This window comes from Pelomonas sp. Root1217 (assembly GCF_001425705.1).
Classification (GTDB): domain Bacteria; phylum Pseudomonadota; class Gammaproteobacteria; order Burkholderiales; family Burkholderiaceae_C; genus Pelomonas.
The window spans coordinates 224,072-249,543 of sequence record NZ_LMDC01000023.1 but is presented as its reverse complement, the minus strand read 5'-3'; the positions used below and the strand labels follow the sequence as shown (position 1 = coordinate 249,543).

At 68.9% G+C, this 25,472-nt stretch carries 24 protein-coding genes; 10 read left to right on the top strand and 14 right to left on the bottom strand.

Annotated elements, in window-relative coordinates; translation table 11 throughout:
- Window positions 1-30: 30 nt before the first annotated feature.
- From ASC95_RS30735 to ASC95_RS15435, 3 genes are read left to right on the top strand one after another with little or no spacing between them, the layout of a single operon-like run.
- The gene (locus ASC95_RS30735) at window positions 31-261 is read left to right on the top strand and encodes a hypothetical protein (protein WP_057298607.1); all 231 of its coding nucleotides are present in this window, start codon (window positions 31-33) and stop codon (window positions 259-261) included.
- A complete protein-coding gene (locus ASC95_RS15440; RefSeq protein ID WP_082567829.1) occupies window positions 231-1,427 on the top strand; it encodes a glycosyltransferase in 1,197 nt (398 codons plus the stop codon). Before ASC95_RS30735 ends, ASC95_RS15440 begins: the two co-directional genes overlap by 31 nt.
- Window positions 1,424-3,214: a thiamine pyrophosphate-requiring protein gene (locus ASC95_RS15435; protein WP_057298605.1), complete on the top strand. Its 1,791-nt coding sequence runs from the start codon at window positions 1,424-1,426 to the stop codon at window positions 3,212-3,214. Before ASC95_RS15440 ends, ASC95_RS15435 begins: the two co-directional genes overlap by 4 nt.
- Window positions 3,215-3,235: 21 nt before the next feature.
- On the opposite strand, the gene ASC95_RS15430 is transcribed toward ASC95_RS15435, so the two are convergent.
- Complete coding sequence (locus tag ASC95_RS15430) at window positions 3,236-3,817, bottom strand: hypothetical protein (protein WP_057298604.1); 582 nt, start codon at window positions 3,815-3,817, stop codon at window positions 3,236-3,238.
- 176 nt (window positions 3,818-3,993) lie between these two features.
- Between ASC95_RS15430 and ASC95_RS15425 the strand changes: the two genes are divergently transcribed.
- The 4 genes from ASC95_RS15425 (at window position 3,994) to ASC95_RS15410 (ending at window position 5,993) form a co-directional block, all read left to right on the top strand.
- Window positions 3,994-4,350: a PRC-barrel domain-containing protein gene (locus tag ASC95_RS15425; protein ID WP_057298603.1), complete on the top strand. Its 357-nt coding sequence runs from the start codon at window positions 3,994-3,996 to the stop codon at window positions 4,348-4,350.
- Window positions 4,351-4,477: 127 nt separating this feature from the next.
- A complete protein-coding gene (locus ASC95_RS15420; protein ID WP_057298602.1) occupies window positions 4,478-5,026 on the top strand; it encodes a hemerythrin domain-containing protein in 549 nt (182 codons plus the stop codon).
- Window positions 5,027-5,053: 27 nt separating this feature from the next.
- Window positions 5,054-5,311: a hypothetical protein gene (locus ASC95_RS15415; protein ID WP_057298601.1), complete on the top strand. Its 258-nt coding sequence runs from the start codon at window positions 5,054-5,056 to the stop codon at window positions 5,309-5,311.
- Between the two features lie 103 nt (window positions 5,312-5,414).
- Entirely contained in the window at window positions 5,415-5,993 is a 579-nt protein-coding gene (locus ASC95_RS15410; RefSeq protein ID WP_057298600.1) for an isochorismatase family cysteine hydrolase, read from the top strand.
- A gap of 15 nt (window positions 5,994-6,008) precedes the next feature.
- On the opposite strand, the gene ASC95_RS15405 is transcribed toward ASC95_RS15410, so the two are convergent.
- The 5 genes from ASC95_RS15405 to mnmH all read right to left on the bottom strand — a co-directional run bounded on the left by ASC95_RS15405 (window position 6,009) and on the right by mnmH (window position 12,267).
- On the bottom strand, window positions 6,009-7,886 hold the full coding sequence (locus ASC95_RS15405) for a potassium transporter Kup (RefSeq protein ID WP_057298599.1): 1,878 nt from the start codon (window positions 7,884-7,886) through the stop codon (window positions 6,009-6,011).
- Window positions 7,887-8,002: 116 nt separating this feature from the next.
- Entirely contained in the window at window positions 8,003-9,139 is a 1,137-nt protein-coding gene (locus ASC95_RS15400; RefSeq protein ID WP_157256337.1) for a sensor histidine kinase, read from the bottom strand.
- Window positions 9,140-9,146: 7 nt separating this feature from the next.
- Window positions 9,147-10,010: a transglutaminase family protein gene (locus ASC95_RS15395; RefSeq protein WP_057298597.1), complete on the bottom strand. Its 864-nt coding sequence runs from the start codon at window positions 10,008-10,010 to the stop codon at window positions 9,147-9,149.
- Window positions 10,011-10,149: 139 nt separating this feature from the next.
- Window positions 10,150-11,211, bottom strand: coding sequence for a selenide, water dikinase SelD (gene selD, locus ASC95_RS15390; RefSeq protein WP_057298596.1), 1,062 nt, complete (start codon window positions 11,209-11,211; stop codon window positions 10,150-10,152).
- Window positions 11,212-11,220: 9 nt separating this feature from the next.
- Entirely contained in the window at window positions 11,221-12,267 is a 1,047-nt protein-coding gene (mnmH, locus tag ASC95_RS15385) for a tRNA 2-selenouridine(34) synthase MnmH (RefSeq protein WP_057298595.1), read from the bottom strand.
- 85 nt (window positions 12,268-12,352) lie between these two features.
- On the opposite strand from mnmH, the gene sugE reads away from it, so the two are divergent.
- A complete protein-coding gene (sugE, locus tag ASC95_RS15380) occupies window positions 12,353-12,673 on the top strand; it encodes a quaternary ammonium compound efflux SMR transporter SugE (protein WP_057298594.1) in 321 nt (106 codons plus the stop codon).
- Here the strand turns inward: sugE and ASC95_RS15375 are convergent.
- From ASC95_RS15375 to ASC95_RS15360, 5 genes are all read right to left on the bottom strand, one after another.
- Complete coding sequence (locus ASC95_RS15375; RefSeq protein ID WP_057298593.1) at window positions 12,670-12,879, bottom strand: hypothetical protein; 210 nt, start codon at window positions 12,877-12,879, stop codon at window positions 12,670-12,672. The genes sugE and ASC95_RS15375 overlap by 4 nt on opposite strands.
- 15 nt (window positions 12,880-12,894) lie before the next feature.
- Window positions 12,895-13,044, bottom strand: a complete 150-nt coding sequence (locus ASC95_RS31400; RefSeq protein ID WP_157256336.1) for a hypothetical protein — start codon at window positions 13,042-13,044, stop codon at window positions 12,895-12,897.
- A gap of 103 nt (window positions 13,045-13,147) precedes the next feature.
- The gene (locus tag ASC95_RS15370) at window positions 13,148-14,626 is read right to left on the bottom strand and encodes a CHAD domain-containing protein (protein ID WP_057298592.1); all 1,479 of its coding nucleotides are present in this window, start codon (window positions 14,624-14,626) and stop codon (window positions 13,148-13,150) included.
- Window positions 14,627-14,639: 13 nt separating this feature from the next.
- Entirely contained in the window at window positions 14,640-15,302 is a 663-nt protein-coding gene (locus tag ASC95_RS15365; RefSeq protein WP_057298591.1) for a glutathione S-transferase, read from the bottom strand.
- A 68-nt stretch (window positions 15,303-15,370) separates the two neighbouring features.
- A complete protein-coding gene (locus ASC95_RS15360; RefSeq protein ID WP_057298590.1) occupies window positions 15,371-16,264 on the bottom strand; it encodes a DMT family transporter in 894 nt (297 codons plus the stop codon).
- 18 nt (window positions 16,265-16,282) lie between these two features.
- On the opposite strand from ASC95_RS15360, the gene ASC95_RS15355 reads away from it, so the two are divergent.
- The gene (locus tag ASC95_RS15355; protein ID WP_057299043.1) at window positions 16,283-17,440 is read left to right on the top strand and encodes an FAD-binding oxidoreductase; all 1,158 of its coding nucleotides are present in this window, start codon (window positions 16,283-16,285) and stop codon (window positions 17,438-17,440) included.
- On the opposite strand, the gene ASC95_RS15350 is transcribed toward ASC95_RS15355, so the two are convergent.
- Genes ASC95_RS15350 through glnE form a run of 3 tightly spaced genes read right to left on the bottom strand, consistent with a single transcriptional unit; the run spans window position 17,437 to window position 21,357 of the window.
- A complete protein-coding gene (locus ASC95_RS15350) occupies window positions 17,437-18,078 on the bottom strand; it encodes a hypothetical protein (protein WP_057298589.1) in 642 nt (213 codons plus the stop codon). The two genes, ASC95_RS15355 and ASC95_RS15350, sit on opposite strands and share 4 nt — an antisense overlap.
- Window positions 18,079-18,094: 16 nt before the next feature.
- Complete coding sequence (rrtA, locus tag ASC95_RS15345; RefSeq protein ID WP_057298588.1) at window positions 18,095-18,658, bottom strand: rhombosortase; 564 nt, start codon at window positions 18,656-18,658, stop codon at window positions 18,095-18,097.
- Window positions 18,637-21,357, bottom strand: coding sequence for a bifunctional [glutamate--ammonia ligase]-adenylyl-L-tyrosine phosphorylase/[glutamate--ammonia-ligase] adenylyltransferase (glnE, locus tag ASC95_RS15340; protein WP_057298587.1), 2,721 nt, complete (start codon window positions 21,355-21,357; stop codon window positions 18,637-18,639). Before glnE ends, rrtA begins: the two co-directional genes overlap by 22 nt.
- A 52-nt stretch (window positions 21,358-21,409) precedes the next feature.
- Here glnE and ASC95_RS15335 point away from each other — a divergent pair, with 52 nt between their 5' ends.
- The gene (locus tag ASC95_RS15335) at window positions 21,410-25,465 is read left to right on the top strand and encodes a YhdP family protein (RefSeq protein WP_157256335.1); all 4,056 of its coding nucleotides are present in this window, start codon (window positions 21,410-21,412) and stop codon (window positions 25,463-25,465) included.
- Window positions 25,466-25,472 lie beyond the last annotated feature (7 nt).

Genomic DNA, 25,472 nt, shown 5'->3' with positions numbered 1-25,472 from the left:
CCATGACACGCCACCCATGAGGCAGCCCCGATGAAACACGACGATCCAAGGCATCGCTCGCCACCCCGTACCGAGCCGCTTCAACCGGACCGCCCCGGCCGGGGCTCTGACAAGCAGGCCGAACGCAGCGGTACTGCGCCGGCCAAGGGCCAGCAGGGCAACATCGCCGACAGCGCCAGGAAACTGAAACAGCAAACCGATGACGCGGTGGAGAACGCCCGCGAGGGGCTATGGCAAAGGCTGATCACGGCCCCGGCCTGATGGGTGAGGTTTCCAGCGACCCGGCCGGCGCGGCGCCGCTGCACGTGCTTGAGGTGATCGGCAATGCAATCGTTGGCGGCATGGAAACCTGGGTGGAGCGCTTCATCGAGCGCATGCCGCGGGCACAGTTCAGGTTCACGGCGCTGTGCCCCGCCGAGGGGCCGTTTGCCGAGCAGCTGCGGGCGCGGGGCGTCGCGGTCTTCATCGTGCCCATGGCCGACGATCCGTCCTGGACCAGCATCCAGACGACCGTCGCGCTGGTCAATGCCCATGGCATCGACCTGCTGCACGCCCACCTGCCGCGCGCCCATGTGCTGGCCGGCATCGCCGGGCGCCTGACCGGCCGGCCGGTGCTGGCCACCGTACACGGCCGGCAGCTGCAGATGCTGGACCTGGAGGTCTATCGCACGCTGGGCAGCCACCTCAGCGTGGTCTGCCAGCCGAGCTACTTCAGTGCGCTCGGTCTGGGCGTCAGTCCCGAGCGGCTGAGCTGCGACACCAATGGCGTGGACACGGCGCTGTTCCGCCCGCAGCGGCCGGCGTCCAGCGCGCTGCGTGCGGCGCTGGGCCTGGCGCCGCAGACGCCGCTGATCGGCTTCGTCGGTCGCTTGTCGCCGGAGAAGGGGCCGGAGGTGTTCGTGCGCGCCTGCCTGCTACTGCAGCAGCGCCACGCGCAGGCGCACGCCGTCGTGGCCGGCGACGGGCCGATGCGGGCCGAGATGCAGCGCCTGAGCGAGCAGCTCGGCTTGGCGCAGCGGCTGCATTTCCTCGGTCTGCGCGAAGACATGGCGGCGCTCTACAACGAGCTGGACGTCGTCGTCTCCAGCTCCCATTCCGAAGCCATGCCGCTGGCCTTGATGGAAGCGATGGCCAGCGGGCTGCCCATCGTCGCCACGCGGGTCGGCGGCGTGCCGGAGCTGGTCGAGCACGGCGAAACCGGCTGGCTGGTGGCGCCGGGCGACTTCAACGACATCGCCGGCCGCTGCGCCGTGCTGGCGGCGGACCCGGCACTGCGTCAGCGCATGGGCAGCAACGGCCGGCGGCGGGCGATCGAACGTTTCGACCTCGGCGACGGCGTGTCGCGCGTGGGCCGGCTCATGCAGCGGCTGGCCGGGGCATACGCCTTGCCCACCGATCGGGCCGAACAGCGCAAGGAGCGGGCATGAGCAAGACGGTGAGCGACCAGTTGCTGGAGCGGCTGCACGAGTGGGGCGTGCGCCGGGTCTACGGCTATCCGGGCGACGGCATCAACGGCCTGATGGGCGCCTTCAACCGCATCGGCGAGCGGATGCGCTTCGTGCAGGCGCGCCATGAGGAGCTGGCGGCCTTCATGGCCACGGCGCATGCCAAATTCAGCGGCGAGGTCGGCGTGTGCATGGCCACCTCCGGCCCCGGCGCCATCCATCTGCTCAACGGCCTGTACGACGCCAAGGCCGACCATCAGCCGGTGCTGGCCATCGTCGGCCAGCAGGCGCGCGCGGCGCTGGGCGGTGACTACCAGCAGGAGGTCGACCTCCTGAGCCTGTTCAAGGACGTGGCCCACGAGTATGTGCACATGGCGACGGTGCCGGCACAGCTGCGCCACCTGGTGGACCGCGCCATGCGCATCGCGCGCGACCAGCGCTGCGTCACCTGCCTCATCCTCCCCAACGATCTGCAGCAGATGGACGCCGTGGAGCAGCCGCCGCGGGAGCACGGCACAGTGCATTCCGGCATCGGCATGACGTGGCAGCCGCTGCTGCCCGATGCGCAAAGCCTGCAGGCTGCGGCGGATGTGCTCAATGCCGGCGAGAAGGTCGCCATCCTGGCCGGCGCCGGTGCGCTGCACGCCACCGACGAGCTGATCGCCACGGCCGACGTGCTCGGTGCCGGCGTCGCCAAGGCGCTGCTGGGCAAGTTCGCGGTGCCCGACGACCTGCCCTTCGTGACCGGCGCCATCGGTCTGCTCGGCACGGTGCCGAGCTGGGAGTTGATGAACGGCTGCGACACGCTGCTGATGGTGGGCTCCAGCTTCCCCTACTCGGAGTTCCTGCCCAAGGAGGGCCAGGCGCGCGGCGTGCAGATCGACCTGGACGGCCGAAAGCTGTCCATCCGCTATCCGATGGAGCTCAACCTGGTGGGCGACAGCCGGCGCACGCTGCAGGCCCTGCTGCCTCTGCTCAAGCGCAAGGACGACCGCCGCTGGCGCGACAAGATCGAGGCCGACGTGCGGCGCTGGTGGCAGGTGCTGGAAAAGCGCGCGATGAACGAGGCCACGCCGATCAACCCGCAGCGGGTGTTCTGGGAGCTGTCGCCAAAGCTGCTGGACAACGCCATCCTGACCGTCGACTCGGGCACCAGCGCGGCCTGGTATGCGCGAGACATCAAGGCCAGGCGCGGCATGGCGGGGTCGCTGTCGGGCGGTCTCGCCACCATGGGCAATGCCGTGCCCTATGCGCTGGCGGCCAAGATGTGCCACCCGGACCGGCCGGTCGTCGCACTGGTGGGCGACGGCGCGATGCAGATGCTGGGCATCAACGGCCTGGTCACCATCGCCCACCACTGGCAGGAGTGGCGCGATCCGCGGCTGGTGGTGATGGTGCTTCACAACGGCGACCTGAACATGGTCAGCTGGGAACAGCGGGTCTCCGAGGGCGACCCCAAGTTCAGCGCCTCGCAGGACCTACCGGCCTTCCCCTTCGCCGATTTCGCGCGCCTGCTCGGCCTGCAGGGCCTGCGCGTGGACCGGCCCGAGGACATCGCCGGCGCCTGGGCGCAGGCGCTCACCGCCGACCGGCCGGTGCTGCTGGAGTTCATGACCGACCCCAATGTGCCGCCCTTGCCGCCTCACTTGAGCCTGAAGCAGGCAAGCCACTACGCCAAGGCACTGCTGCTGGGCGACCCTGATGCAAGGCAGGTCGTCATGGCGACCATGCGGGAAGCCTGGGACGGCCTTGTCGCTCGCGACGGCTAGGCGTCATACGGCCAAGGCTGCTCAAGCCGTTTGCCGTGCTCTCGTTTTGTTGCGCGGGCCGTCGATGGGGGTGAGCCGATCGCCCGCCAGCAGCAGCTGTGGCACTTGCTGGAACAGCCAACGATCCGCCTGGCAGCGGAACGACCACGTCAGGTCGAATCGCTCGGGCGGCCAGTGCTGCGGCACCTCATCGACTGCGGCGATCGCCTTGGCTAGGCTCGGCAGGTCGTCATGCCGCCAGCAAACCAGCACCGGTGCGTCCAGCGATCGCAGGTGCCACGCGAGCTTGTCCAGCGGATCTTGATCCGACCAGCGTTCGTCGACGGCGATCCCGAGGCGGTCGGCCAGGCCTTCCACGGTGTCATACGGGCGGGTCGACGGATGCCTCGCGGTTGGCCGCGCGGCGATGACATGCTGCGGGCGCTCCAGCGCCTGCGGATGCAGGCGCTCGGCCAGTGCCGAGAAGTAGGGAACCAGCGCACCAGCGCGGCGCCAACCTTGAACGCTGAGCGAGTCGGGATCGTCGCGACCGGATTCATCCACGCCGCCGTCCTCGCCTTGTGGCTTCTCGGCGTGGCGAATCAGCATGATGCATTTCGACATGGCTGAACTTCGGCTGCTGCATTGCAGCATGCGCCAGGCCAGAGACCGCATGTGTAGGACGGAATGCCGCATGGCGAGCCAACTGCAAGGTCTTCGCAGGTAGGCATCCGCGCGGGTACGCGGCTTGCCGTCGAATCAGGGCGGTCCCATCGACCGCTACACCTTCGGAGACCACCATGGACACTGACAACACCACCGGCCCCACCATCGCTGCCTCGAAGGTTGAAGGCACCGAGGTCTACAACCTGCAGGGCGACAAGCTCGGCTCCATCGACGACCTGGTCATCGACAAGGTCTCCGGGCAGGTGCGCTACGCCGCCCTGGAGTTCGGCGGCTTCCTGGGCATGGGCACCGATCTCTACCCCATGCCCTGGTCCAAGCTGAAGTACGACACCGCCAAGGACGGCTATGTCGTGAACCTGGACAAGTCGCAACTGGAAGACGCGCCGCGCTATGCCCGCGACAGTGAGCCGGCGTACACCCGCGACTACGGTCGCAAGGTCTACGACTACTACGGCGAAACCTGGGTTTGATCGCGGCCGGGTGGTTCGTACCGCCCTTGCCGAAGACAAGCTCTGAATCCACCGGCTCCGGTGCCCGCCGGAGCCTTTCCCAACCCTTTCCCAACCCTTTCCAAACCCATAGCCAGCAGGAACTCCCATGCCCACCAGCGCAACGAAGACCTCAGCCAAATCCACCAAGAGCACGGCCAGGAAATCCGCCAGCTCGGCCAGACGCGATTCGACGCCCGATGCGATCGATCTGCTCACGACCGATCACCGGGAAGTGAAATCCCTCTTCCGGGCCTATGACAAGCTCGTCAAGGCCGACGGCGATGCCGGCGAAAAACAAGCCATTGCGCTGCAGATCTGCGTCATGCTGACCGCGCACGCCACCGCCGAGGAAGAGCTCTTCTATCCGGCCGCGCGGGATGTGCTGGGTGACGACGCCGACCTCGTCGATGAGGCCGACATCGAGCACGCCAGCGCCAAGGAACTCATCGCGCAGATTGAAGCCGGCTCGCCCGACGACGACCACTACGACGCCAAGGTGAAGGTGCTTGGCGAATACATCGACCATCACGTCAAGGAAGAGGAAGGCGAGATGTTCCCCAAGATCCGCAAGTCCGACCTCGACCTGGATACCTTGGGCGAAGCCATCGCCGAGCGCAAGGCAGAGTTGATGGGGCAGGACGCTGAGCCACATTGACGGCCTCGTTCAATCCAAGGAGAAGCCATGAGTGAGGCCATCGCCGATGTCCACCTGGGTGTGCGGTTCACGGTGGAGGCGGTGCCTCGCAGCGGCGGCTTCGAAGGGCGTTTCGCGATCCTTGACGCCGCCGTCGCTGACCGGGTTGGCAGGGACGACAGCTACCGCCCGACAACCGACAACCTGTGGGCGACGGCGCAGGAAGCGCTGACGTACGCCACCGAGGCTGCCCACCACGCCATCGAGGGTATACCGGCGTTCGACAAGGGAGCGCCGGGGTCCTAGCGCGAGCGTGTCGGACGTGCTGTCGTTGGCATGTCGGACCTGCTGAAAATCCTGCAGCAGGAACGGGTGCCTCAGGCACCCGACCTGCTCTGAATGAAGCGCCATGAGCAAGATCAGAACGGAAGCGCTGGAGCCGAGCAGGACGGTCCTGCTGCTCGTTGATTTCATCAACCCGATGAAGTTCGATGGCGCTGCGGAGCTTGCACCCTCCGCCATGGACGCTGCCAGGCAGACGGCCAAGCTGCGACGCGCACTGGCCAAGGAGGGCATCCGCGCCGTCTACGCCAACGACAACTACGGCAACTGGACGTCGGACTTCAAGGCACTCTGGAAGAGCTGCGTGGCGCTGTCCGGCGTGGCTGGCAAGGTGGCCAAGGCGGTGGCACCGACGGCCCGAGACTTCACGCTGTTGAAGCCGCGGCATTCCGCCTTCTATGCGACGCCGCTGGACATCCTGCTGGAGCAGCTGCGCTGCAAGCGGCTGATCGTGACCGGCATCGCGGCCGACAGCTGTGTGCTTTTCAGCGCGATGGACGCCTACCTGCGCGGCTACTCGCTGTGGGTGCCCGCCGACTGCGTTGCTGCCGAATCAGTCGACGCACGAGACAAGGCGCTGGAGCAGATGGCGCGCGTCCTCAAGGCCGACGTGCGCCCGTCGGGTGCGGTGGGTTCGAGAAGATGACCACAGGATCGTTGGCTATATCTGCACGCGTGTGCCCAGTTCGACGACCGCGTTGTCGGGCAACCGGAAGAACCGTGCGACCCCGCTGGAGTTGCGGCTCAATGCTGCAAACAGGCGCTCACGCCAGTTCGCCATGCCGCCACCGGGAGTCGGCACCACCGTTTCGCGGCTGAGGAAGTAGCTGGTCTCGAAGGGCTCGATGCGCAGCCCCTTGGCCTCGCACAGCGCCAGTGCCAGGGGAACGTCGGGCTCCTCCATGAACCCGTAGTGGACAAGCACGCGCCAGAAGCCGGGCGCCAGCGACGTCAATTCGAGGCGGTTGGCGGCATCGACCATCGGACGGTCGTGGAACATGACGTTCAGGATGACGTTCGTCTCGTGCAGGACCTGGTTGTGCTTGAGGTTGTGCAACAGGGCCTGCGGCACGAGGGTCGGGTCGGCGACGGCATAGACCGCCGTGCGCTGTGCACGATGGGCCTCGCCCAGTGCCAGGCTCTCGATGAAGGGCTGGAGTTCGATGCCATCGCTGCGCAGGCCCTCCATCAGCAGCTTGCGCCCGCGCGCCCAGGTGCTCATCAACACGAACAACATCAGGCCCAGCGCCAGCGGAAACCACCCGCCGTCGAAGAACTTGATGGCGCAACCGGTCACCAGCAGCATGTCCACGGCCAGGAAGAACACCGTGGCGCCGATCGCCAGCGGCGCGGGGAGCTTCCAGCCGTCGCGAATGACGAAGAAGGTCAGTACGGTCGTGATCAGCATCGTCAGCGTCACCGCGATGCCGTAGGCCCCCGCCAGCGCCGATGAGCTGCCGAACATCAGCACCGCACCGATGACGCCGGCCAGCAGTGCCCAGTTGACGGCCGGCACGTAGATCTGGCCCGACTCGCTGGCGGATGTGTGGCGCAGCGTGAGGCGCGGCAGGAAGCCGAGCAGGATGGCTTGCTTGGTCATGGAGTAGGCCCCGGAAATCACGGCCTGCGAGGCGATCACGGCGGCCAGCGCAGCGAGGCCGACCATGGGCAACACCAAGGCGCTGGGAAAAAGGCGGAAGAACGGGTTCTCGATGGCGGTGGCGTCTCCGATCAGTAGCGCGCCCTGGCCCAGGTAGTTGAGCGCCAGCGCGGGAAACACCAGCCCCGTCCAGGCAAGGCGGATCGGCTTCACGCCGAAATGGCCCATGTCGGCATAGAGCGCCTCGGCGCCGGTCAGTGCCAGCACGATGGCGCCGACGGCAGCGAACAGATGCCATCCCCGCTCGCTGAGGAAGGCCCAGGCTTGCAGCGGATTGAGTGCCGCCAGGATCTGGGGATGCTGGGCGATGTGCACGACACCGATGGCGCCGAGCACGGCGAACCACAGCACGATCACCGGCCCGAACACCTTGCCCACCGCTGCGGTGCCATGGCGTTGCACCAGAAACAGCCCCACCAGGATGGCCACCGAGATCGGCAGCACATAGGGCTTCAAGGTCGGCGTCACCACCTCCAGGCCTTCGATGGCGCCCATCACCGAGATCGCGGGCGTGATGACGCTGTCGCCATAGAACAGGGTCGCCCCGAACAAGCCCAGCAACAGCAGTGCGCCGCGCAGCCTGGGCCGCTGCTGCACGGCATGGGCGGCCAGGGCCGTCAGCGCGAGTGCGCCGCCTTCACCGCGGTTGTCGGCGCGCAGGATCAGGATCACGTACTTGAGCGTGACGACGAACATCAGCGCCCAGACGATCACCGAGACCGCGCCCACCAGGTTGTGGGTGTCCAGCGTGACGCCGGTAGCCGGAAGGAAGATTTCCTTGAGCGTGTAAAGGGGGCTGGTGCCGATGTCGCCATAGACGACGCCGATCGCACCGAGCGTCAGTGCGGCCAGGCCGCTGCGTTGGGTCTGAAGGCTCATGAACGGGAAACTGGATGGGATGGAGCCAGTTTCCCGTAGGCGGTGTAAAGAACGTATAAAGATCGTGGCGGTCCGCCATCAGCGTCTGAATCGGGCCCGACCCGGCGGACGGGATTTCAACCTTGGCGTGACACCGGAAAGTCGTGGTCTGCACCGTTCGCCTGGCTTCGAGGATGACCCGGCGCAGACGCGGCGGCGGCAATGACGTATTCGGCGGGAATGGGGGCCTCGGTTGATGCCGGCAGCCTGACCCGGATCAGCGTGCCCTGGTTCGGCGCCGAGGTCACCGACAAGCTGCCGTGCTCGGCTTCGACCCTGAATCGCATGCCCAGCAGGCCGTAGCTTGAGTTCGTCGCTGCGTTGGTATCGAAGCCGATGCCGTCGTCCCGCACCGTCAGTTCGGCCTGGCCCTGAATGATGCCCAGGTTCAGCCACAGCTGGCGAGCGCGCGCGTATTTGCTGACGTTGGTGATGGCTTCCTGGACTACGCGGTAGACGACGAGTTCGGCGGCCTCGGCGAGCCGCACGGGTGCCAGTGCGCACTGAACCTGGACGCCGGAGCGCTTCGCGAAATCGCCGGCCAGGATGTCCAGCGTGACGGCCAGGCCCAGCGTGTCGAGGGTGGAAGGGCGCAGGTTCTCGATGATGTCCTGCTTCAGCGCGATGCCGCTGTTGAGCTTCGCGATCAGCTGCGTCAGCGGCTCCAGGGCCTCCGGCGCGAGGGTCGCGACGCGGGTCCTGATGCGCGCGGCATCGAGCTTGGCGGACGTGAGCAGCGAGCCCATCTCGTCGTGCAGGTCGCGTGCCAGCCGGGCCCGCTCCTGCTCGCGCGCCGTTTCGATGTGATGCGCCAGCTTGACGAGCTGCTCGGTGCGGCGCGCCACCTCGACCTCCAGCCGCTCGCGCTCGATCTGCACCAGGCGCTGGCGCTCCTGCTTCTCGCGTTCGCGCTGCTCCTCCAGCGCGAGCCCCCGGCGCAGATACAGGTACAGCGCCGTCAGGCTGGCCACGCTCAGCAGCGCCACGCCCAGGCGGTTGAGCAGCAGCGTGCGGTGGATGTCGGCCTGCTGTTCAGTGGGCGCGGCGCGCAGTTCCTCCAGCCTGGCGGTCCCGGCGCGCAGGGCGCTGAGTTCGGCCAGAACGCCTTCGGACTGCCAGTAGGAACTCTCGCCCACCAGCACCACGGTCAACGCCGCGGCGCAGGCCAAGGGAACCAGGATGGGATGCCGGGCGAGAACCGAGCGAATCGTCACGGCCGCGCTACCCGTCCGTCGAGATGGCCTCGGTGCAGTGGTAAGGCACCTGCAGGTGGCCGTCGGCACCGGCCACGGCCTGGATGGCGATGACCGGGGCGCTGGAGTTGACCGTGCCGAAGATGGTGGCGAAGGCGACGTCGGCGGCGTCGCGCCCGGTGCCAAAGCGCACGAAGCCCATCGGGATCGCGGTGCCCGAAGGGTCGAAGATGTACCAGCGGTCGCCGACATAGGCCTCCACATAGGCGTGGAAGTCGGTCGGCCCGAGCGCGGGGTCGGCGCCATAGTCGATGCCGGTGGCGAAGCGCGCCGGGATGTTGATGGCGCGGCAAAGCGCGATCATCAGGTGCGCGAAGTCGCGGCACACGCCCACCTGATCGAGCAGCGTGTCGATGGCGGAGGTGTTGGAGTCCGAGGTGTTGGACGTGAAGGTCGTGCGCTCCAGCACCCAGTCGCGGATGGCCTGCACCCGGCCGTAGCCCTGCCAGCGCTGGCCGAACTCGCGCATGGCCATGCGGTGCAGACGGTCGGACTGGCAGTAGCGGCTCGGGTAGATATAGCCCAGCACCTCGGCGGGCAGCCGGGCGACGGGCACCTCGCCCACTTCGCCCGGCGGGGCGAAGTGATGCATCAGGTCGACGGTGGCACGGTAGGCCACCTTCAGCGGCCCGGCCTGGGCCTGCAGGCGCAGGTAGCGGTTGCGGGTGACCGGCTCCGTCTCGACGCGGGCCAGCAAGGGCTGGCTCAGCGTCAGCGATTCCGCCACCACCAACTGGCGGGGCGTGCTGGCCGCGTGGATGTTGAAGATGAAATCACAGCCCGGGTCGGCAATGACGTAGTCCAGCTCAAGTGCGATCTCGAGGCGGATCATGTTTGGCACGCAGGAGTGCGACCTGCTGCCGGCAACGCGGATCCAGAACGGGACGTCATGAGGGGCTCCAAAGTACCCCGACCTTACACCTCCCGGGCTTCACATACCTCTGTTGGCAGGAGGGGATAGGCAGGGGCGCTCAGTTCAAGCGCAGGCGACTGCCTTCCGGCCCGTTGGCCACGACCCTGCCGATCTCCGCGGCTGCACCGAACCCATGGCGGCGAAACACGTCCAGCACGGCGTCAACGGTGCTGGCGTCGCAGGACACCAGCAGGCCGCCGCTGGTCTGGGGGTCGCTCAACAGCGCCTGATCAATGGCCTGGAAGCCCTGGGGCAACTGCACGTCCGACCCATAGCCGGCCCAGTTGCGCCCCGAGGCGCCGGTGACCATGCCGCGCTCGGCGAGTTCGCGCACCTGCGCCAGCAAGGGCACCCGCGCCCAGTCGAGCTCGACGCTGGCCTGGGCGCCGCGCGCCAGTTCCAGCGCATGGCCGGCCAGGCCAAACCCCGTCACGTCGGTCATCGCGTGGACGCCCTCCAGCGCCGCCAGGTCCGGTCCCGGCGTGTTGAGCTGCGTCGTGGTGGCGATCATCTGCGCATAGCCCTCGGGCGAGAGCGACTCCTTCTTGAGTGCCGCCGACAGGATGCCCACACCCAAGGGCTTGCCCAGCACGAGCCGGTCACCGGGCCGTGCGTCCGCATTGCGCTTGACGCGCTTCGGGTGCACCACGCCCAGCGCGACCAGCCCGTAGATCGGCTCGACCGAATCGATGGTGTGGCCGCCGGCGATCGGGATGCCGGCGGCCGCGCAGACGGATTCCCCGCCTGCGAGGATCCTGCCGATCACGTCGACCGGCAGCACGTTGATGGGCATGCCCACCAAAGCCAGCGCCATGATGGGCTTGCCGCCCATGGCGTAGACGTCGCTGATCGCGTTCGTCGCCGCAATCCGGCCGAAGTCGAAGGGGTCGTCGACGATGGGCATGAAGAAGTCGGTCGTGGCGATCAGCGCGATCTCGTCGGTCAGCTGGTAGACCGCCGCGTCGTCGGCGGTCTCGATGCCGACCAGCAGCTGCGGCGGCGCCGGAAAGTGGCGGGTGCTCTTCAGGATCTCGCTCAGCACGCCGGGAGCGATCTTGCAGCCGCAGCCGCCGCCGTGGGACAGGGACGTCAAGCGGGGCGCGGGAGAGGAGGGGGTCATGGTTCCAACCTAGGGCAAAGAGGCGATGCGACGGGCCAGGGCGAGGATGCCGGCGTCCGACAGATCGTCGCATTGCAGGCGCTGGGCGTCGGGCAGGCCTGCCAGATGACGGCCTTGCGAACGGGCATACAGAGGGTCGTAGTGCCTGGCCATCAGTGCCTCGAAGAGCGGCGGCAGCGCGCCTGCCAGCGCCCAGGCCTGCCACTCAGCCAGCACTTCCTTGGGCAGCAGTTCCCGCAGCGTGCCGAGCTTGTCGGCCAGGCCCTGCGGGTCGTCGCCCAGCCAGGCGTAGTCGCGCAGCAGATAGTCGAGCCGCGCCTGGGCAGAGGCGTCGATCTCGACGACCGAGCTCTCGCGCAGGCGCTGCAGCAGCGGCTCCGGCACGGTGATGCGGCCGATGCGCCGGCTTTCCGCCTCGACCCAGACGCGGCGGGTCAGGTCCAGGCCGGCCAGGCCCTGCATCAGCTGCGTCTCGAAGCCCTTCTGCGACGGCTGCGGCCGGCCGGGCATGGCGCCCAGCACCGAACCGCGATGGGCCGCCAGGTCTTCGAGGTCGAGGACCTGCTCGCCCTGGGCCGCCAGTGCCTGCAGCACCCGCGTCTTGGCGCTGCCGGTGGGGCCGCACAGCACGCGCAGGTCGAGCTGCGGCGCCAGCAGCGCAATCTGCTCGATGACATGGGTGCGCCAGGCCTTGTAGCCGCCCTTGAGCTGCTGCGCATCCCAGCCCACCAGCCTCAGCCAGTTGACGAAGCTGCCGCTGCGCATGCCGCCGCGCCAGCAATAAACGAGGGGCCGCCATTCCCTGGGCTTGTCCCGGAACAACTGGTCCAGGTGGCTGGCGATGTTTCGCGCCACCATGGCGCCGCCGATCTTGCGCGCCTCGAAGGCCGAGACCTGCACATAGGTGGTGCCGACGATGCGACGCTCCTCGTCGTCCAGCACGGGGCAGTTGATGGCGCCGGGAATGTGGTCGAGGGCGTATTCGGCCGGCGAGCGCACGTCGATGAGGACGGTGAACTCGCCCAGGTCGTTGACGGTGGTGGGCTTGTGACTCATTGCCGCTAGGTTAAGGCAACCCCACGCGGCCCCGGGGATTCAAGCGCGGCCAGAATCCCGCCGCGCATCGCCACAAGGAAAACGGATGGCCTGGATCATTCTTGTCATCGCCGGCCTGTTCGAGGTCGGCTGGGCCATCGGCCTGAAATACACCGAGGGCTTCACCAAGCCCTGGCCCAGCGTGGCGACGGCGGCCTGCATGGTGGCCAGCCTCTGGCTGCTGGGCATCGCGATGAAGTCGCTGCCGGTGGGTACGGCCTATGGCGTGTGGGTCGGCGTCGGTGCGGTCGGCACCGTGATTCTGGGCATCTTCCTGCTCGGCGAGCCGGCCAACCCGGCCAGGCTGTTCAGCATCGCACTGATCGTGGCCGGCATCGTCGGGCTCAAGCTGTCGTCGCCGGGCTAGTCAACGAAGAACTCGCCGCCCGCCGCGTGATACCTGCCGTGAAAGACCTGGTGGCCGGGGCCGCGCTGCTGAGCCTCGGCTTGCGCCTCGGCCGCATGCTCATGGATGCTGACGAAGTCGCCGGGAAGGTCCTGCTTCACCCGCAACACCATCCAGCCTGTGACCCAGCCGGTTTTCACGGCGTCCTCAGTTTGCAAGGGTTCCATGGTTTCTCCTGACAGTCAGTGCCGCTTGAAGTACTGCACTTCGCGTTCGTGTTTTTCGGCCTGTTCGCGCGTGTCAAACGTGCCCAGGTTCCTGCGCTTGCCGGTCTGGGGATCGGGCTTTCGGGAGTAGAGGCGGTACTGGCCGCTGCCGAGCTTGCGAATCATGGTCGGCTCCTTGGTGGCGAAGGCACAGTTTTCGCCGCGTCGCGGCTCTTGTGTGTAGGACGGCGCGAGAGCGTGCTGACCGAGCGCGCCCGCGGCTGCGGCATCAGCGCGGCAGCGGCTCTACGGCGGCCAGATGGCCCAGCTCGTCGCGCGCCCGCTCGCGGGCCTCAGCCAGGCGGGCGGTCAGCCAGCCAACGGCGAACCAGGCGGCGGGGTCGGCGGCCACCAGGCGCTGGTAGTGGTCGCGAGCGACGACGAGGTCATTGATCTCGCCCAGCACCTGCTGGACCGCGGCCAGCGCCTGCAAATGACAGGCGGCGCGTCTGTGCGGCAGCAGCGGGGCGAAGAACTCGAGTGCATAGCGCTGGCGCTTGGCGTGCTTGCGCAGCGCATGCAGGGCCGTGGGCTCAAGGTCGTCGAAGCGGCGGCGGCCGTCCACCAGGCGCTTGTGCCAGCGGCGCAGCCGCTTGCGCGCCAGGCGCTTCAGTGAATGCTGCGGCTCGGCGAGGGGCTGAAGGCCGGCGCGCCACGAGATCCAGGCCAGCAGCTGGTGCTGCGTCTCGTCGCTGCGGATCAGCGCGGCGAGGTCGGGCGGGGCGCTGTCGGCGGGAAGGGACAGCGGCGGCGCGCCGGCCTGCTTGAGTTCGGCGACGACGCCGCTGCCCAGCACATCGCTGTCGCGCGCCTTGCCGAGTTCCGCGAACAGCCGGCGCAGGCCATCCACCAACTCGGCCGGTGGCTCGGCCACCCAGCCACGGAAGGCCCGCAGCGCGCTACGCAGGCGGCGGATGCCGACGCGGGCCTGGTGCACATGCTCGGCGCGCAGCTCGGGGGCGCCGTCGGTCAGGCCGATGAGATTGCGGCTGATGTGGGCCAGGCATTCATCGAACACCGCACCGAATGCGTCCAGTGCGCCCGCGTCCTGGTCGTAGCGCGGCGACTTGGCCTTGCGCAGCGGTGGATGGAGCGAACCGGCCACGAGGTGATGGCCTCGCTCGGCCTTGTTGCGCGGGTCGTGGACGAGGCCGAAGCGCCGCCGCCAACGCTCGACCAGCCCCAGCATTGCCACCGGCGAGCCCGACACCAGTTCGAACTCGATCTCGCGGAACTTCTGCACTGCGGCGCCGGCCGTCAGCCGGCCCTCGTCCAGCGCGATGTCGACGACAGCGCCGCGTGTGCGCACGCGGCGCATCAGGCGGCGCTGCTGGATCTGGAAGCGTTCCAGGGCATCCTGGCCCTCGGCCTTGGCCTGTGCCAGCAACTCGATCAATTGCTGGCCAGGCGCCGTCGCGGCATGGGCTTGCGGGTCGGGGCTGGCGTCGGGGCTAGTGACCTCGTGCTCGAAGCGCTCCAGCGCACCACCGCGCGCGGCCTTCAGCCCTTGCACCCAGCGCCGGCCTTCACGGCGCATGCGCCAAGCCAGCCCGGCGCGAGCGAGGCGCCGGTCGGGCGTGTCGAAATAGGCGTCGATCAGCGAGACGCGCCGCGCCGCGCCGCGTGCGCCAAGCTCGGCCGCCAGCGCCGCGCGGGACGACGCCGGCACGAGGAACTTCAGTTCGATCTCGATGTGCGCGGCGGTCAAGGCAGGGGCGTGTTCAGGCTCGATTGGCCGCCAGTGAGCGGTCCTGGTCGGCCTTGCGGTCGGCCGCGACCTTGATGGCATGCGGTCGCTCGCCGATCAGCTTGGCATAGGGCTTCCAGTCCACACCGCCGGCCTGCAGCAGGTCTTCGCCGTAGATGATCTTGGTGGCCATGCCCACCAGTGGCAGGCTGACCCAGCCGGCGCAGTCGGCCAGCGTGAAGCTGTCGCCGGCCACATAGGGGTCGAACTTGGCCAGGCGCTTGAAGGCGGCGATGTTCTCGGGCAGCACGCGGGCCACGCGCTTCTTGGTGCCGTCGCTGACCTGGCCGCCGAAGAAGGCCTCGGCATAGAGCTCGCGCGCGACCAGCTCCAGGTGCAGCTCGACATAGGTAATCAGCTCGCGCACCTTGGCCGCCTCGTAGGGATGGGCGGGGATCAGCCGGGGCGTCTCGGGGTAGGCAGCCTCCAGGTATTCCACGATGGCCTGACTCTCGCACAGCGGGCCATGCGGCGTCTTGATGAAGGGCACCTTGCCCAGCGGCGAGCAGCTCAGCACGTCCTCGGTATGGGAATGCGTCTTGATGTATTCCTCGCTGAAGGGAATGCCCTTTTCCAGCAGGGCCAGCTTGACCTTGTTGTAGTAGTTCGACAGCGGGATGCCGCAGAGGGTGATCATGGGTGTCTCCTGGTTGGAAGGGCGCAGTCTATGCAGGCTGGCTCGCGGCCTCTAGCGCGGTGGCGACATCAGCGGTTCACGAGCACGATGCCCGCCGCCAGCGCAGCCAGCGCTGCCACGAGGCGGGGGCTGATGCCCTCGCCCAGAAGCAAGGCGCCCGCCAGCAGGCCGAACAGCGGCGTGCTCAGTGTGAAGACGGCCAGCCTGGTGGCCGCGTAATGGCGGATCAGCCAGAACCAGACCAGATAGCTGGCGAAGGTGACGATGACGGCCTGGAAGCCGAACAGGCCGAGCAGCCGTGGCGACCAGTGCAGGGGCAGGGCCTCGCCCGCGAAGATGGCCGCCGCACACAGCGCCAGCGCCGACACGAGCAGCTGGTAGAGCAGCGTCTTCTCCGCCGGTGCGGAGCTCAGCCGTGTGGCCCGAATGGCCAGCGTCGTGCCGCCCCAGAGCACGGCCGCGGCCACGCCCAGCGCATCGCCCCACCATTGCCGCGGGCTGTGCGGCGCCGAGAAGCCTTCGGCAAAGGCAAATGCCACCGCGCCAAAGGCCAGCACGAGGCCGACCCACTGCTTGCCCGACAGCTTCTCGCCATGCGCGATCCACGGCATGCCCAGCGCGACGACAAAGGGCGACAGATAGATGAAGACGACCATGCGCGAGGCGCTGGTGTACTGCAGGCCGACAAAGATGCAGGCGAACTCGGCCGCAAACAGCGCGCCAGCCAGCAGGCCGCCGCCCAGGCTGCCGTCGCGCTCGAACAGGCGGATGCCGCGCGACATCGACCACAGCCAGACGAGCAGACCCGCCACGGCCGAACGCAGCCCCGCCTGCCACAGCGGGCCGATCTCGGTCAGCGCCGCCTTGGCGGCCACCTGGTTGATGCCCCACAGCAGGCAGCACAGCAGCAGCAGGGTGACGGCGCGGGCATCGAGATGGGTCTGGCGGGTCTGCAGGTTCATGACCCGTATGCTGCCAGCATGTTTGAAGTGACTGTGATCGGTGGCGGCGTGATGGGCGCGGCCACGGCCTGCTTCCTCGCCCGCGACCATGGTGCGGCGGTGACCGTCCTTGAGCGCGATCCGTCGTACGCGCGGGCATCGAGTTCGTTGTCGCTGAGCTCCATCCGCCAGCAGTTCTCGCAGCCGGTCAATATGGCGCTGTCGCGATGGAGCATCGAGTTTCTGCGCCGCGCGGCGGACGAGTTGGCAACAGCGGATGACCGACCCGCCATCGGCCTGGTCGAGCCGGGCTATCTCTACCTCGCGACGGCGGCGGGTGCCACGGCGCTGCGCGAGGGCCATGCGTTGCAGCGCGCCCAGGACGTGGATGTTGCGCTGCTGAGCCCGGACGAGCTGGCGGTGCGCTTCCCTTGGCTGGCTGTCGATGATCTCGCGCTGGGTTCGCTCGGGTTGAGCGGCGAAGGCTGGTTTGACGGGCCGGCCCTGCACCGTGCCTTCCGGCGCAAGGCCAAGGCCTGCGGTGTACGCTTTGTTGAAGCGGAGGCGGCGAACTTTGAAACGCAGGGAGACCGCGTGACCGGCGTGAGCTGCAGGGACGGCTCGCGCATCGGCGGCGACGCTTTCGTCATCACGGCCGGCGCCTGGAGCGCGCCGCTTGGTGCGGCGTTGGGCTTCACGCTGCCCGTCAGTGCGAAGAAGCGCGATGTCTTCGTGCTGGAGACACCAGCCGCGCTGCCGGGCTGCCCGCTGGTCATCGACCCGAGCGGATTCTGGTTTCGCACCGAGGGTTCATTGATCCTCGCCGGGGGGCCGCCGCGCGGTGATGACGTGGACGATGCGCCGCTGGACGGCATTGACCACGGCCTCTTCGACGAACAGCTCTGGCCGACGTTGGCCGCCCGCGTGCCGGCTCTGGAAGCCTTGCGCGTGCGCTCAGCCTGGGCCGGTTATTACGAGATGAATGCCTTCGACCACAACGGCCTGGCCGGCCGATTGCCTGGTTATGCGAATGCCTTCACGGCCTGCGGCTTCTCGGGCCACGGCATGCAGCAGTCGCCGGCAGTGGGGCATTCGATGGCGCGGTTGATCGCTGGCCTGGAGGCGCCGCTGATCGAAGCGCTGACGCCGCAGCGGCTTCTCGATGGTCAGCGCCTCATCGAGGCCAACGTCATTTAGCGATTGCGCACCCGCTTCTTGGCCGGTGGCTGGGTCAGCACCCAGCGCGTCGCCGTCAGCGCGTCCGACACGGCGCTGGTCTTGTTGTCCACATAGCCCCAGCCGCGCATGGCGATGCGGACCACGGCATCCGACGGGTCGGCGTTCGGGCCCTTGGGATGCACGACCCAGACCGTCTTGCAGATCATGTCGGCATGGAACTCGGCCATGCGCGGCAGCTCCGATGCCTGGCTCAGCACCGCCACCAGCATGCGGGCTTCGCGCATATTGGTGGTGATGCCGCCGGCCAGGGCCTCGGCCAGGGCGGGGTCCAGCGAACCCACGGTGGGCCCGATCAGCAGGGCGGGGTTGTCAGCGCTGACGCCGAGCTTGGCGGCCAGCGTGGGCGGCGGCGTCTGCAGCTTCTTCAGCCACTTGCCGGCCTCCTTCTCGCCCAGCGCCAGGGCGACGGCCTCTTCCCCGTTCTCGCCGGCTTCGAAGCGCAGCTCCTCGCCTTCGACGCGCAGGTTCTGCAGCGCGGCGATGTTCCATTTGCGCTTGATGTCGCCGCGCAGCACGACGGTGGTCGATTCGAGCAGGGCGGTGACCTCTTCGGTCTCCGCGCCGACGCGGGCGGTACAGCTGGCTTCACGTCCCATGGGGCGTCCTCAGGTTCTATTTGTCAGATGGGCGCATTGTCAGCCGCCAGGCCAGCGCGCCGGCGACAGCGCCCGTCAGGTGAGCAAACGGCGCCACGGGAAAGTCGAATCCCGGCGTGTCGCGCAGCACGGGGCCGAGCGGATGTTCAAGGAAGACCTTGAGGACAAGCCCGAGTGCGATGCCGCCGCCAACCCAGCGTTCGCGACCCCCGCGCGTGAGCAAAGCCATCGCCGCGATGGCTGCCAGTGCATGCAGCACGCCGGACAGGCCGGCGTAGTGCCGCAGCTCGGGGCGCAACAGCAGGCCGAGCTGGGTCAACGGCAGCGCGATCAGGCCAGCGAGGGCTTCACGCCGGCCGAGCGAGGCGCGCCAGCCCAGCAGAGCGAGCACGACGCAGCCGACGAGGTTGGCGGCCAGGTGGATGGGCGTCCAGTGAGCAAAGGCGGCCGTGACGGTGCGCCAAGGTTGTGCGGCGGCCAGGGTTGGCTGCCAGTCCAGCGCCTCGCGCGGCAGCGGCCAGGCCAGCAGGGACAGCGCGGCCAGCGCCGTGCACAGGCTCAGCCAAACACGGCTTGCCATAGCGCGCGCACGGCGTCCCGATGCACGGCCAGCGCGGCGGTGGCTTCGGCGTCCAACGCCGTGGACTGCTCGTCCAGCCGGGCCTTGTGCTGCACGCGCCGCAGCTCGCGGTAGGCGTTGGCCGCACCGACGCCCACGCCGGCCGGCAGCAGACCGGCGGACTCCGCCATGCGCAGCAGCGCGATGTTGCCGAGGTCGTCCTGCAGCTGAGGGTGCGTCGCCGAATGCGCCAGCACCAGGAACTGCACGGCGAACTCGGCGTCCATCATGCCGCCCTCGCTGTGCTTGACGTCGAAGAGCCCGTCTTTCACGGGCCGCGCCGCACGCACCTTGTCGCGCATGGCCTGCACCTCGGTCTTCAGCGCCCGGGCGTCGCGTGGCGCCGTCAGCACCTGGCGGCGCACGCTCTCGCAGCGCTCGGCCAGCTCGGCATTGCCGGCACAAAAGCGTGCTCGCGTGATGGCCTGGTGTTCCCAGGTCCAGGCGGTGTTGCTGCCGCGGCCGGTCTGGTAGGCCTCGAAATGGGCCAGCGACGTGACCAGCAGGCCCGAGTTGCCATTCGGCCGCAGCGCGGTGTCGATGTCGAACAGCTCGCCGGCGGCGGTGCGCAGCGTCAGCCAGGTGATGAGGCGGCGCACAAAGGCGCCATAGATCTCGCTCGCGTTCTCGTCGTCGTCGTCGAAGACGAACACGACGTCCAGGTCGCCGCCATAGCCCAGCTCCTTGCCACCGAGCTTGCCGTAGGCGATGACGGCCAGGCGGGGCTGCGGGCGATGCGCTTTGCCGAAGCGGTCCCAGGCCCAGGTGATGGCGATCTGCAGCACGGCGTCGGCCAGCAGCGACAGGTCGTCGGCCACCTGCTCGACGGTGATGCGGCCCTCGACGTCGCGCACCAGCGTGCGGAAGACTTCGGCATGGTGGGCGCGGCGCAGCGTGTCCAGCAGTGCCTCTTCGTCGGCCTCGCCACTGCGCTCCCAGCCCTGCTCGCGCTCCAGCAGGTCGGTGATGAAGGCCTCGCGGTCGAAGCGGGCGGTCAGCAGCAGCGGGTCGGCGAGTTCGTCGATGACGCCGGGGTGCTGCATCAGATAGCGCATCGGCCAGCGCGCCAGGCCCAGCAGGCGCAGCAGGCGCTGCTGCACGGCGGGGCGCTCGACGAGCAGGGCCAGATAACTCTCGCGGCGCAGCAGCGGGCCGACCCAGTCGACGAAGCGCAGCGCCGCATCCAGCGAGCATTCGTCGGCCGCCACGGCTTGCGCCGCGCGGTGGAAGAGCTTGGCCAGGCGCTGGCGCGATTCCTCGCGCAGGCCCTGCACGCGCGGCGTGTCGGCCAGGGCTCGCACGGCCATCGCCAGCGGTGCCGGCAGGCCGGCCAGGAAGTCCTCGCCATCGACGGCCGGCTTCGGCCCGCCGCACTGGCCGCCCTTGCAAGCACCCTTGGGCTTGCCGCCCTCGTGCAGCAGCGCGTCGAACTCGGTCGCCACCAGCTCGCGCACTTCGCCGAGCATTTCAAACAATTCGCAAGCCTCGCGCGAGCATTTCAGACCGAGCGACGCGGCAATCCACGCCAGGTCGGCGTCGCCCTGGGGCAGGCAGTGGGTCTGCTGGTCGTCCAGGAACTGGATGCGGTGCTCGACGCGGCGCAGGAAAACGTAAGCAGCGGTCAGCTTTTCTGCGGTCTCGGCCTTCATCAGCCCACCGGCCGCCAGCTGCGCCAGCGCCTTGACGGTGGAGCGCGTGCGGATCTCGGGGAACTGGCCGCCGCGCACCACCTGCAACAGCTGCACGATGAACTCGATCTCGCGGATGCCGCCGCGCGACAGCTTGACGTCGTTGGCGCGCTCCGGCCGCCCGGCCGCGCGCGCCTTGGCTTCGCTGCGGATCTTGCCGTGCAGCTGGCGCAGGCCTTCGAAGACGCCGTAATCCAGGTAGCGGCGGTAGACAAAGGGCGTGACGAGGTTGCGCAGCTGCAGCGTGCGCGCATCGCCCGGCGCGCCCATGCCCGACAGCGGCGCGACGACGCGGCTCTTCAGCCAGGCAAAGCGCTCCCACTCGCGGCCCTGCACGAGGAAGTACTCCTCCAGCATGCCCAGGCTGACGACCGGCGGGCCGCTCTTGCCATTGGGCCGCAGCGCCAGGTCGACGCGGAAGACCTGGCCGTCGTCGGTGACGTCGCCGATCAGCGCGTAGAGCTTCTTGGCCACGCTGGAGAAGTATTCGTGGGCACTGACCGGCCTTGAACCTTGCGTCTGGCCGTCGTCTTCGTAAACGTAGATGAGGTCGATGTCCGAGGAGACATTCAACTCGCGGGCGCCGAGCTTGCCCATGCCCAGCACCCAGAAGGCGATGTCGCCGCCCTCGGCGGTGCGCGGTTCGCCGTGGAGGGCGTCCAGTTCGGCCCGCGCGTCGGCCAGGGCCTTGTCCAGTGTCACTTCGGCCAGGTGGGTCATGGCCAGCGTGACATCTTCCACAGTGGCGCCCTGTTCGATGTCCAGCACCGCCAGGCGTTCCAGCACAAGGTGGCGAGCGACGCGCAAGGCGCTTCCCAACGGCCGATCCGTGGCCAATGTCTCGATCAGTGCGGCAATGACGGCCCGGTCCGGCAGCCCCGGTTGCAACAGCGGCAGTTCGCCCGCATAGCGACGGCGAACCCGCTGCACATAGCGGCTGTGCTCAGCAAGAACGGGAAACAGTGCGCTCATGACCCTGTGCTAGATTGACCGCCGGCCGACATTTCACGTGCCCCAAGACAACGTGTCTGACATTTTCTCGGCCGCCCTCCACCGCTGTACACGCGCCTCGCGCTGGCCTTTGCGCCTGTGCTGGCACAGCCTGCGCTGGGCAGTGCTGGTGCTGGCCCTGTTGTGGGCGTTGGGGGTGATGGCCTGGGCTGTATTGCACTGGGCCATTCTCCCGCACGCCAATGACTGGCGCCCCTGGCTGGAAAAGGAAGCCTCAAAGGCTTTGGGGGTAGAGCTGCGCATCGGCCGCATCACGGTCGAATCCAGTGGCTGGTTGCCGCGCATGGAATTGGGCGATGTGCAGGTGCTCGACGCCGCCGGCCGCCCGGCCCTGCGCCTGCCCCGCGTTGCGGCCGTGTTGTCGGCCCAGTCCCTGCTCGCGCTGGAGCCGCGCTTCTCGCAGCTGCTGGTCGACGCGCCCGAACTGATCATCCGCCGCGATGCCCAGGGCCGCATCTTCATCGCCGGGCTGGGCCTGGACGAGGCCGAGAAGACCGACGCCGGCACCACCGAGGCCGGCATGGACTGGCTGTTCAGCCAGCCCGAGCTGGCCATCGTCAATGGCCGGGTGCGCTGGGTGGACGAGAAGCGCGCCGACAGCCGGCCGCTGGAGCTGTCGGCGCTGAACTTCATCATGCGCAACGGCCTGCGCCGCCATGACCTGCGCCTGGACGCCACGCCGCCCGCCGACTGGGGCCGGCGCTTCACGCTGCGGGGCCAGTTCACGCAGAGTCTGCTCAAGCGCCCCGGCGAGTTCCAGCATTGGAGCGGCCAGCTCTATGCCGAGCTGCCGCGCGCCGACCTGAGCCAGCTCAAGCGCCATGTCGACCTGCCCTTCCAGCTCAGCGAGGGCGACGGTGCCGTGCGCGCCTGGGGCCAGATCAAGGACGGCCAACCGGTGGCAGCGACGCTGGACCTGGCGCTGCGCTCGGTTCGCCTGAGGTTGCTCGAATCAGCCCCCGAGCTGGACCTGGACCACATCCAGGGGCGGCTGGACCTGGCCCGCGCCAAAGGCGCCTTGAGCGTGCAGGCCCGGCAGCTTGGCTTTGTCAGCGGTGATGGCGTGGTCTGGCCGCGTTCGGACTGGGGTGTCACCCTGCAGCTCGGCAAGGCCGACGAGGTGCTGGGTGGCGAAGTCAACGCCCAGCGCCTGGATTTCGCGCTGATGGCCCAGATCGCCCAACGCCTGCCACTGGGCGAGCGCGCGCACCAGTTGCTCGAGGAGCTGGAGCCGCGCGGCGTGTTGACGGCCCTCAGCGGCCAATGGCAGGGCGCCCTGGACGCGCCGCGCAGCTACCGCGTCAAGGCCCAGATCGACGGCCTGGCCGTGGCCGCCAAGGCCGGTGCGCAGGAGGACCACCTCGGCCGCCCCGGCCTGCACGGCGCCAGCCTGGAACTCGACGCCAACGAGCGTGGCGGCACCGCCAAGCTGGCCGTGCACCAGGGCGAGGTCGAGCTGCCGGGCCTGTTCGAGGACCCGCACCTGCCGATCACGCGGCTGTCCACACAGCTGAGCTGGAAGCTGCCCCAGCCGGACAGCCAGGCCAAGGGCAAGACGCCCGGCGAGGTCGAGCTGAAGCTGCACGAGCTGCAGCTGCAGACGCCCGATCTGAGCGGCGAGTTCGATGTCACCTGGCGGCGCGCGGCTGGCGCGACGACGCCTGGCTTCCTGGACCTCAGCGGCCGCGTGCAGCGCGTGGAGGCCACGCGCGTGGCCCGCTACATCCCGCAGCGCCTGCCGGCCACGCGCAGCTATGTGTCGCGCGCCATCCTCGGCGGCGAGGCGCGCAACGTCAGCGTGCGGCTCAAGGGCGAGCTGAGCGACTTCCCCTTCGCGACCCCCAGGTCCCCCGGCATCTTCCGCGTGGCCACCCAGGCCCAGAACGTCACGCTGGCCTATGTGCCGCCGAGCGACAACGGCGGCAACTGGCCGGCCATGGAGGGCGTGGATGCCGAGCTGATCTTCGAGCGCGCCGGCATGGAGATCAAGGATGGCCGCGCCAAGGTGGTGGGCTATGAACTCAGCGGTGTCAACGGCGGCATCAAGGACCTGCACCATGGCCGGGTGCTGCAGCTCGACGGCAACGGTCGCGGCGCCGGCGCCGACCTGCTGCGCTTCGTGCGCGCTTCGCCGCTGGACGAATGGCTGGGCCATGCGCTGAGCACCACGACGGCCCAGGGCCCGGTCGGGCTCAAGCTCGGCATCACCATCCCGCTGGACGACACCCACCAGACGGCGGTCAAGGGCCAGCTCCAGCTCGGTGGCGTTGACCTCAAGCTGCGCCCCGAGCTGCCGGCGCTGAACGGCGCACGTGGCCGTGTCGACTTCGACCGAAAGGGCCTGCAGCTGACCGGCATGACGGCCCGCCTGCTCGGCGGCGACGCCGGCATCGAGGGCGGTACGCAGCGCGACGGCGGCATGCGCTTCGCCGTGCAGGGCCAAGCCACCGCCGAGGGGCTGCGCCGCGCCACCGAGCTGGGCGCCGTCGCCCGCCTGGCCCAGGCCGCCAGCGGCCAGGCGGCCTATCGCTTCCAGCTCGCCATCCCGAAGGACGGCCAGAGCGAACTCAGCGTCACCAGCAATCTGCAGGGCCTGGCCCTGGACCTGCCCGCGCCCGGCCGCAAGGAGGCCGATGCGGTGCTGCCGCTGCGCCTGCTGATGACGCCCACCGGCGCCGGCCGCGACGAACTGCGCCTCGAACTGGGCGCCGGTGCGCTGCCGCTGCTCCAGGCCCAGCTGCAACGCGACGTGTCCGGCACGGCCTCGCAGGTGCTGCGCGGTGCGCTGGCCGTGCAGGACAAGCTACCCGCCTTGCCGGCTGCCGGTGTGCTGCTGCAGGTCAATGTCGCCGCGCTGGACCTGGACGCCTGGCAGCAGCGCCTGGGCGGGTTGGCGGGTGCCGGTAGCGGTGGCGAGGGCGCCGACGACGCCGGCCTGCTGCCCAGCCAGATCTCGCTGCGCAGCCAGGCGCTGAAGATCGGTGGCCGCCAGCTCGGCCGCGCGTCCGCGGTGGTGGCGCGCGAGGGCGCCAATTGGCGCGTCAACATCGATGCCGAGCAGCTCTCCGGCCGCATCGACCTGAAGGGCGTCAAGGGCGGCCAGATCGACGCCGTGCAGGCGCGGCTGACCCGGCTGTCGCTGCCGCGCCAGGAAGCCGAGTCGGTCAGCGAGCTCATCGATCCGGTCAAGGCCGACGCGGGAAGCAGCCCGCTGCCGTCGCTGGACATCGAGATCGACGACTTCGAGCTGCGCGGCAAGCGCCTGGGCCGGCTGGAGGTGCTGGCCCACGCGCCGGCCGCCGCGCGTGACTGGAAGCTGGAGAAGCTGCAGATCCGCTCGCCCGAAGCGACGCTGATGGCCACCGGCCATTGGGGTGGCGACGGCAACGCCAGGCGCCGCACCCAGCTCGACTGGAAGCTCGACATCGCCGACGCCGGCAAGCTGCTGGAGCGCCTCGGCCAGGGCCAGAAGGACGCGCCCGTGCTGCGCGGCGGCAAGGGCGTGCTGGCCGGCCAGGTCGGCTGGGACGGCTCGCCGCTGGCCCCGCACTACGCCAGCATGGCCGGCGCCTTGAACATCCAGCTCGACACGGGCACTTTCCTGAAGGCCGAGCCCGGCGTCGGGCGGCTGCTGGGCGTGCTGAGCCTGCAATCGCTGCCGCGACGCTTCCTGCTGGACTTCCGCGACGTCTTCGCCGAGGGCTTCACATTCGACGGCGTGACCGGCGACGTCAAGATCACCGCCGGCGTGGCCCGCAGCGACAACATCCGCATCCGCGGCCTGCAGGCGGCCGTGTTGGTGGACGGCAGCACCGACCTTGCGGCGGAGACGCAGAAGCTGCGCGTCGTCGTCGTCCCCGAGGTGTCGGCCGGCGGCGCATCGCTCGCCTATGCGGCCATCAACCCAGCCATTGCGCTCGGTGCCTTCCTGGCCCAGTTGATCCTGAGCCGCCCGGTGGCCGCGGCCAACACGCGCGAGTTCCACATCACCGGGACCTGGGATGACCCCAAGGTCGAGAAGGTGGAGGCGCTGCCGGCCAAGGCGGCGAGCGGGGCCAGCGCGCCCTGACCTCGCG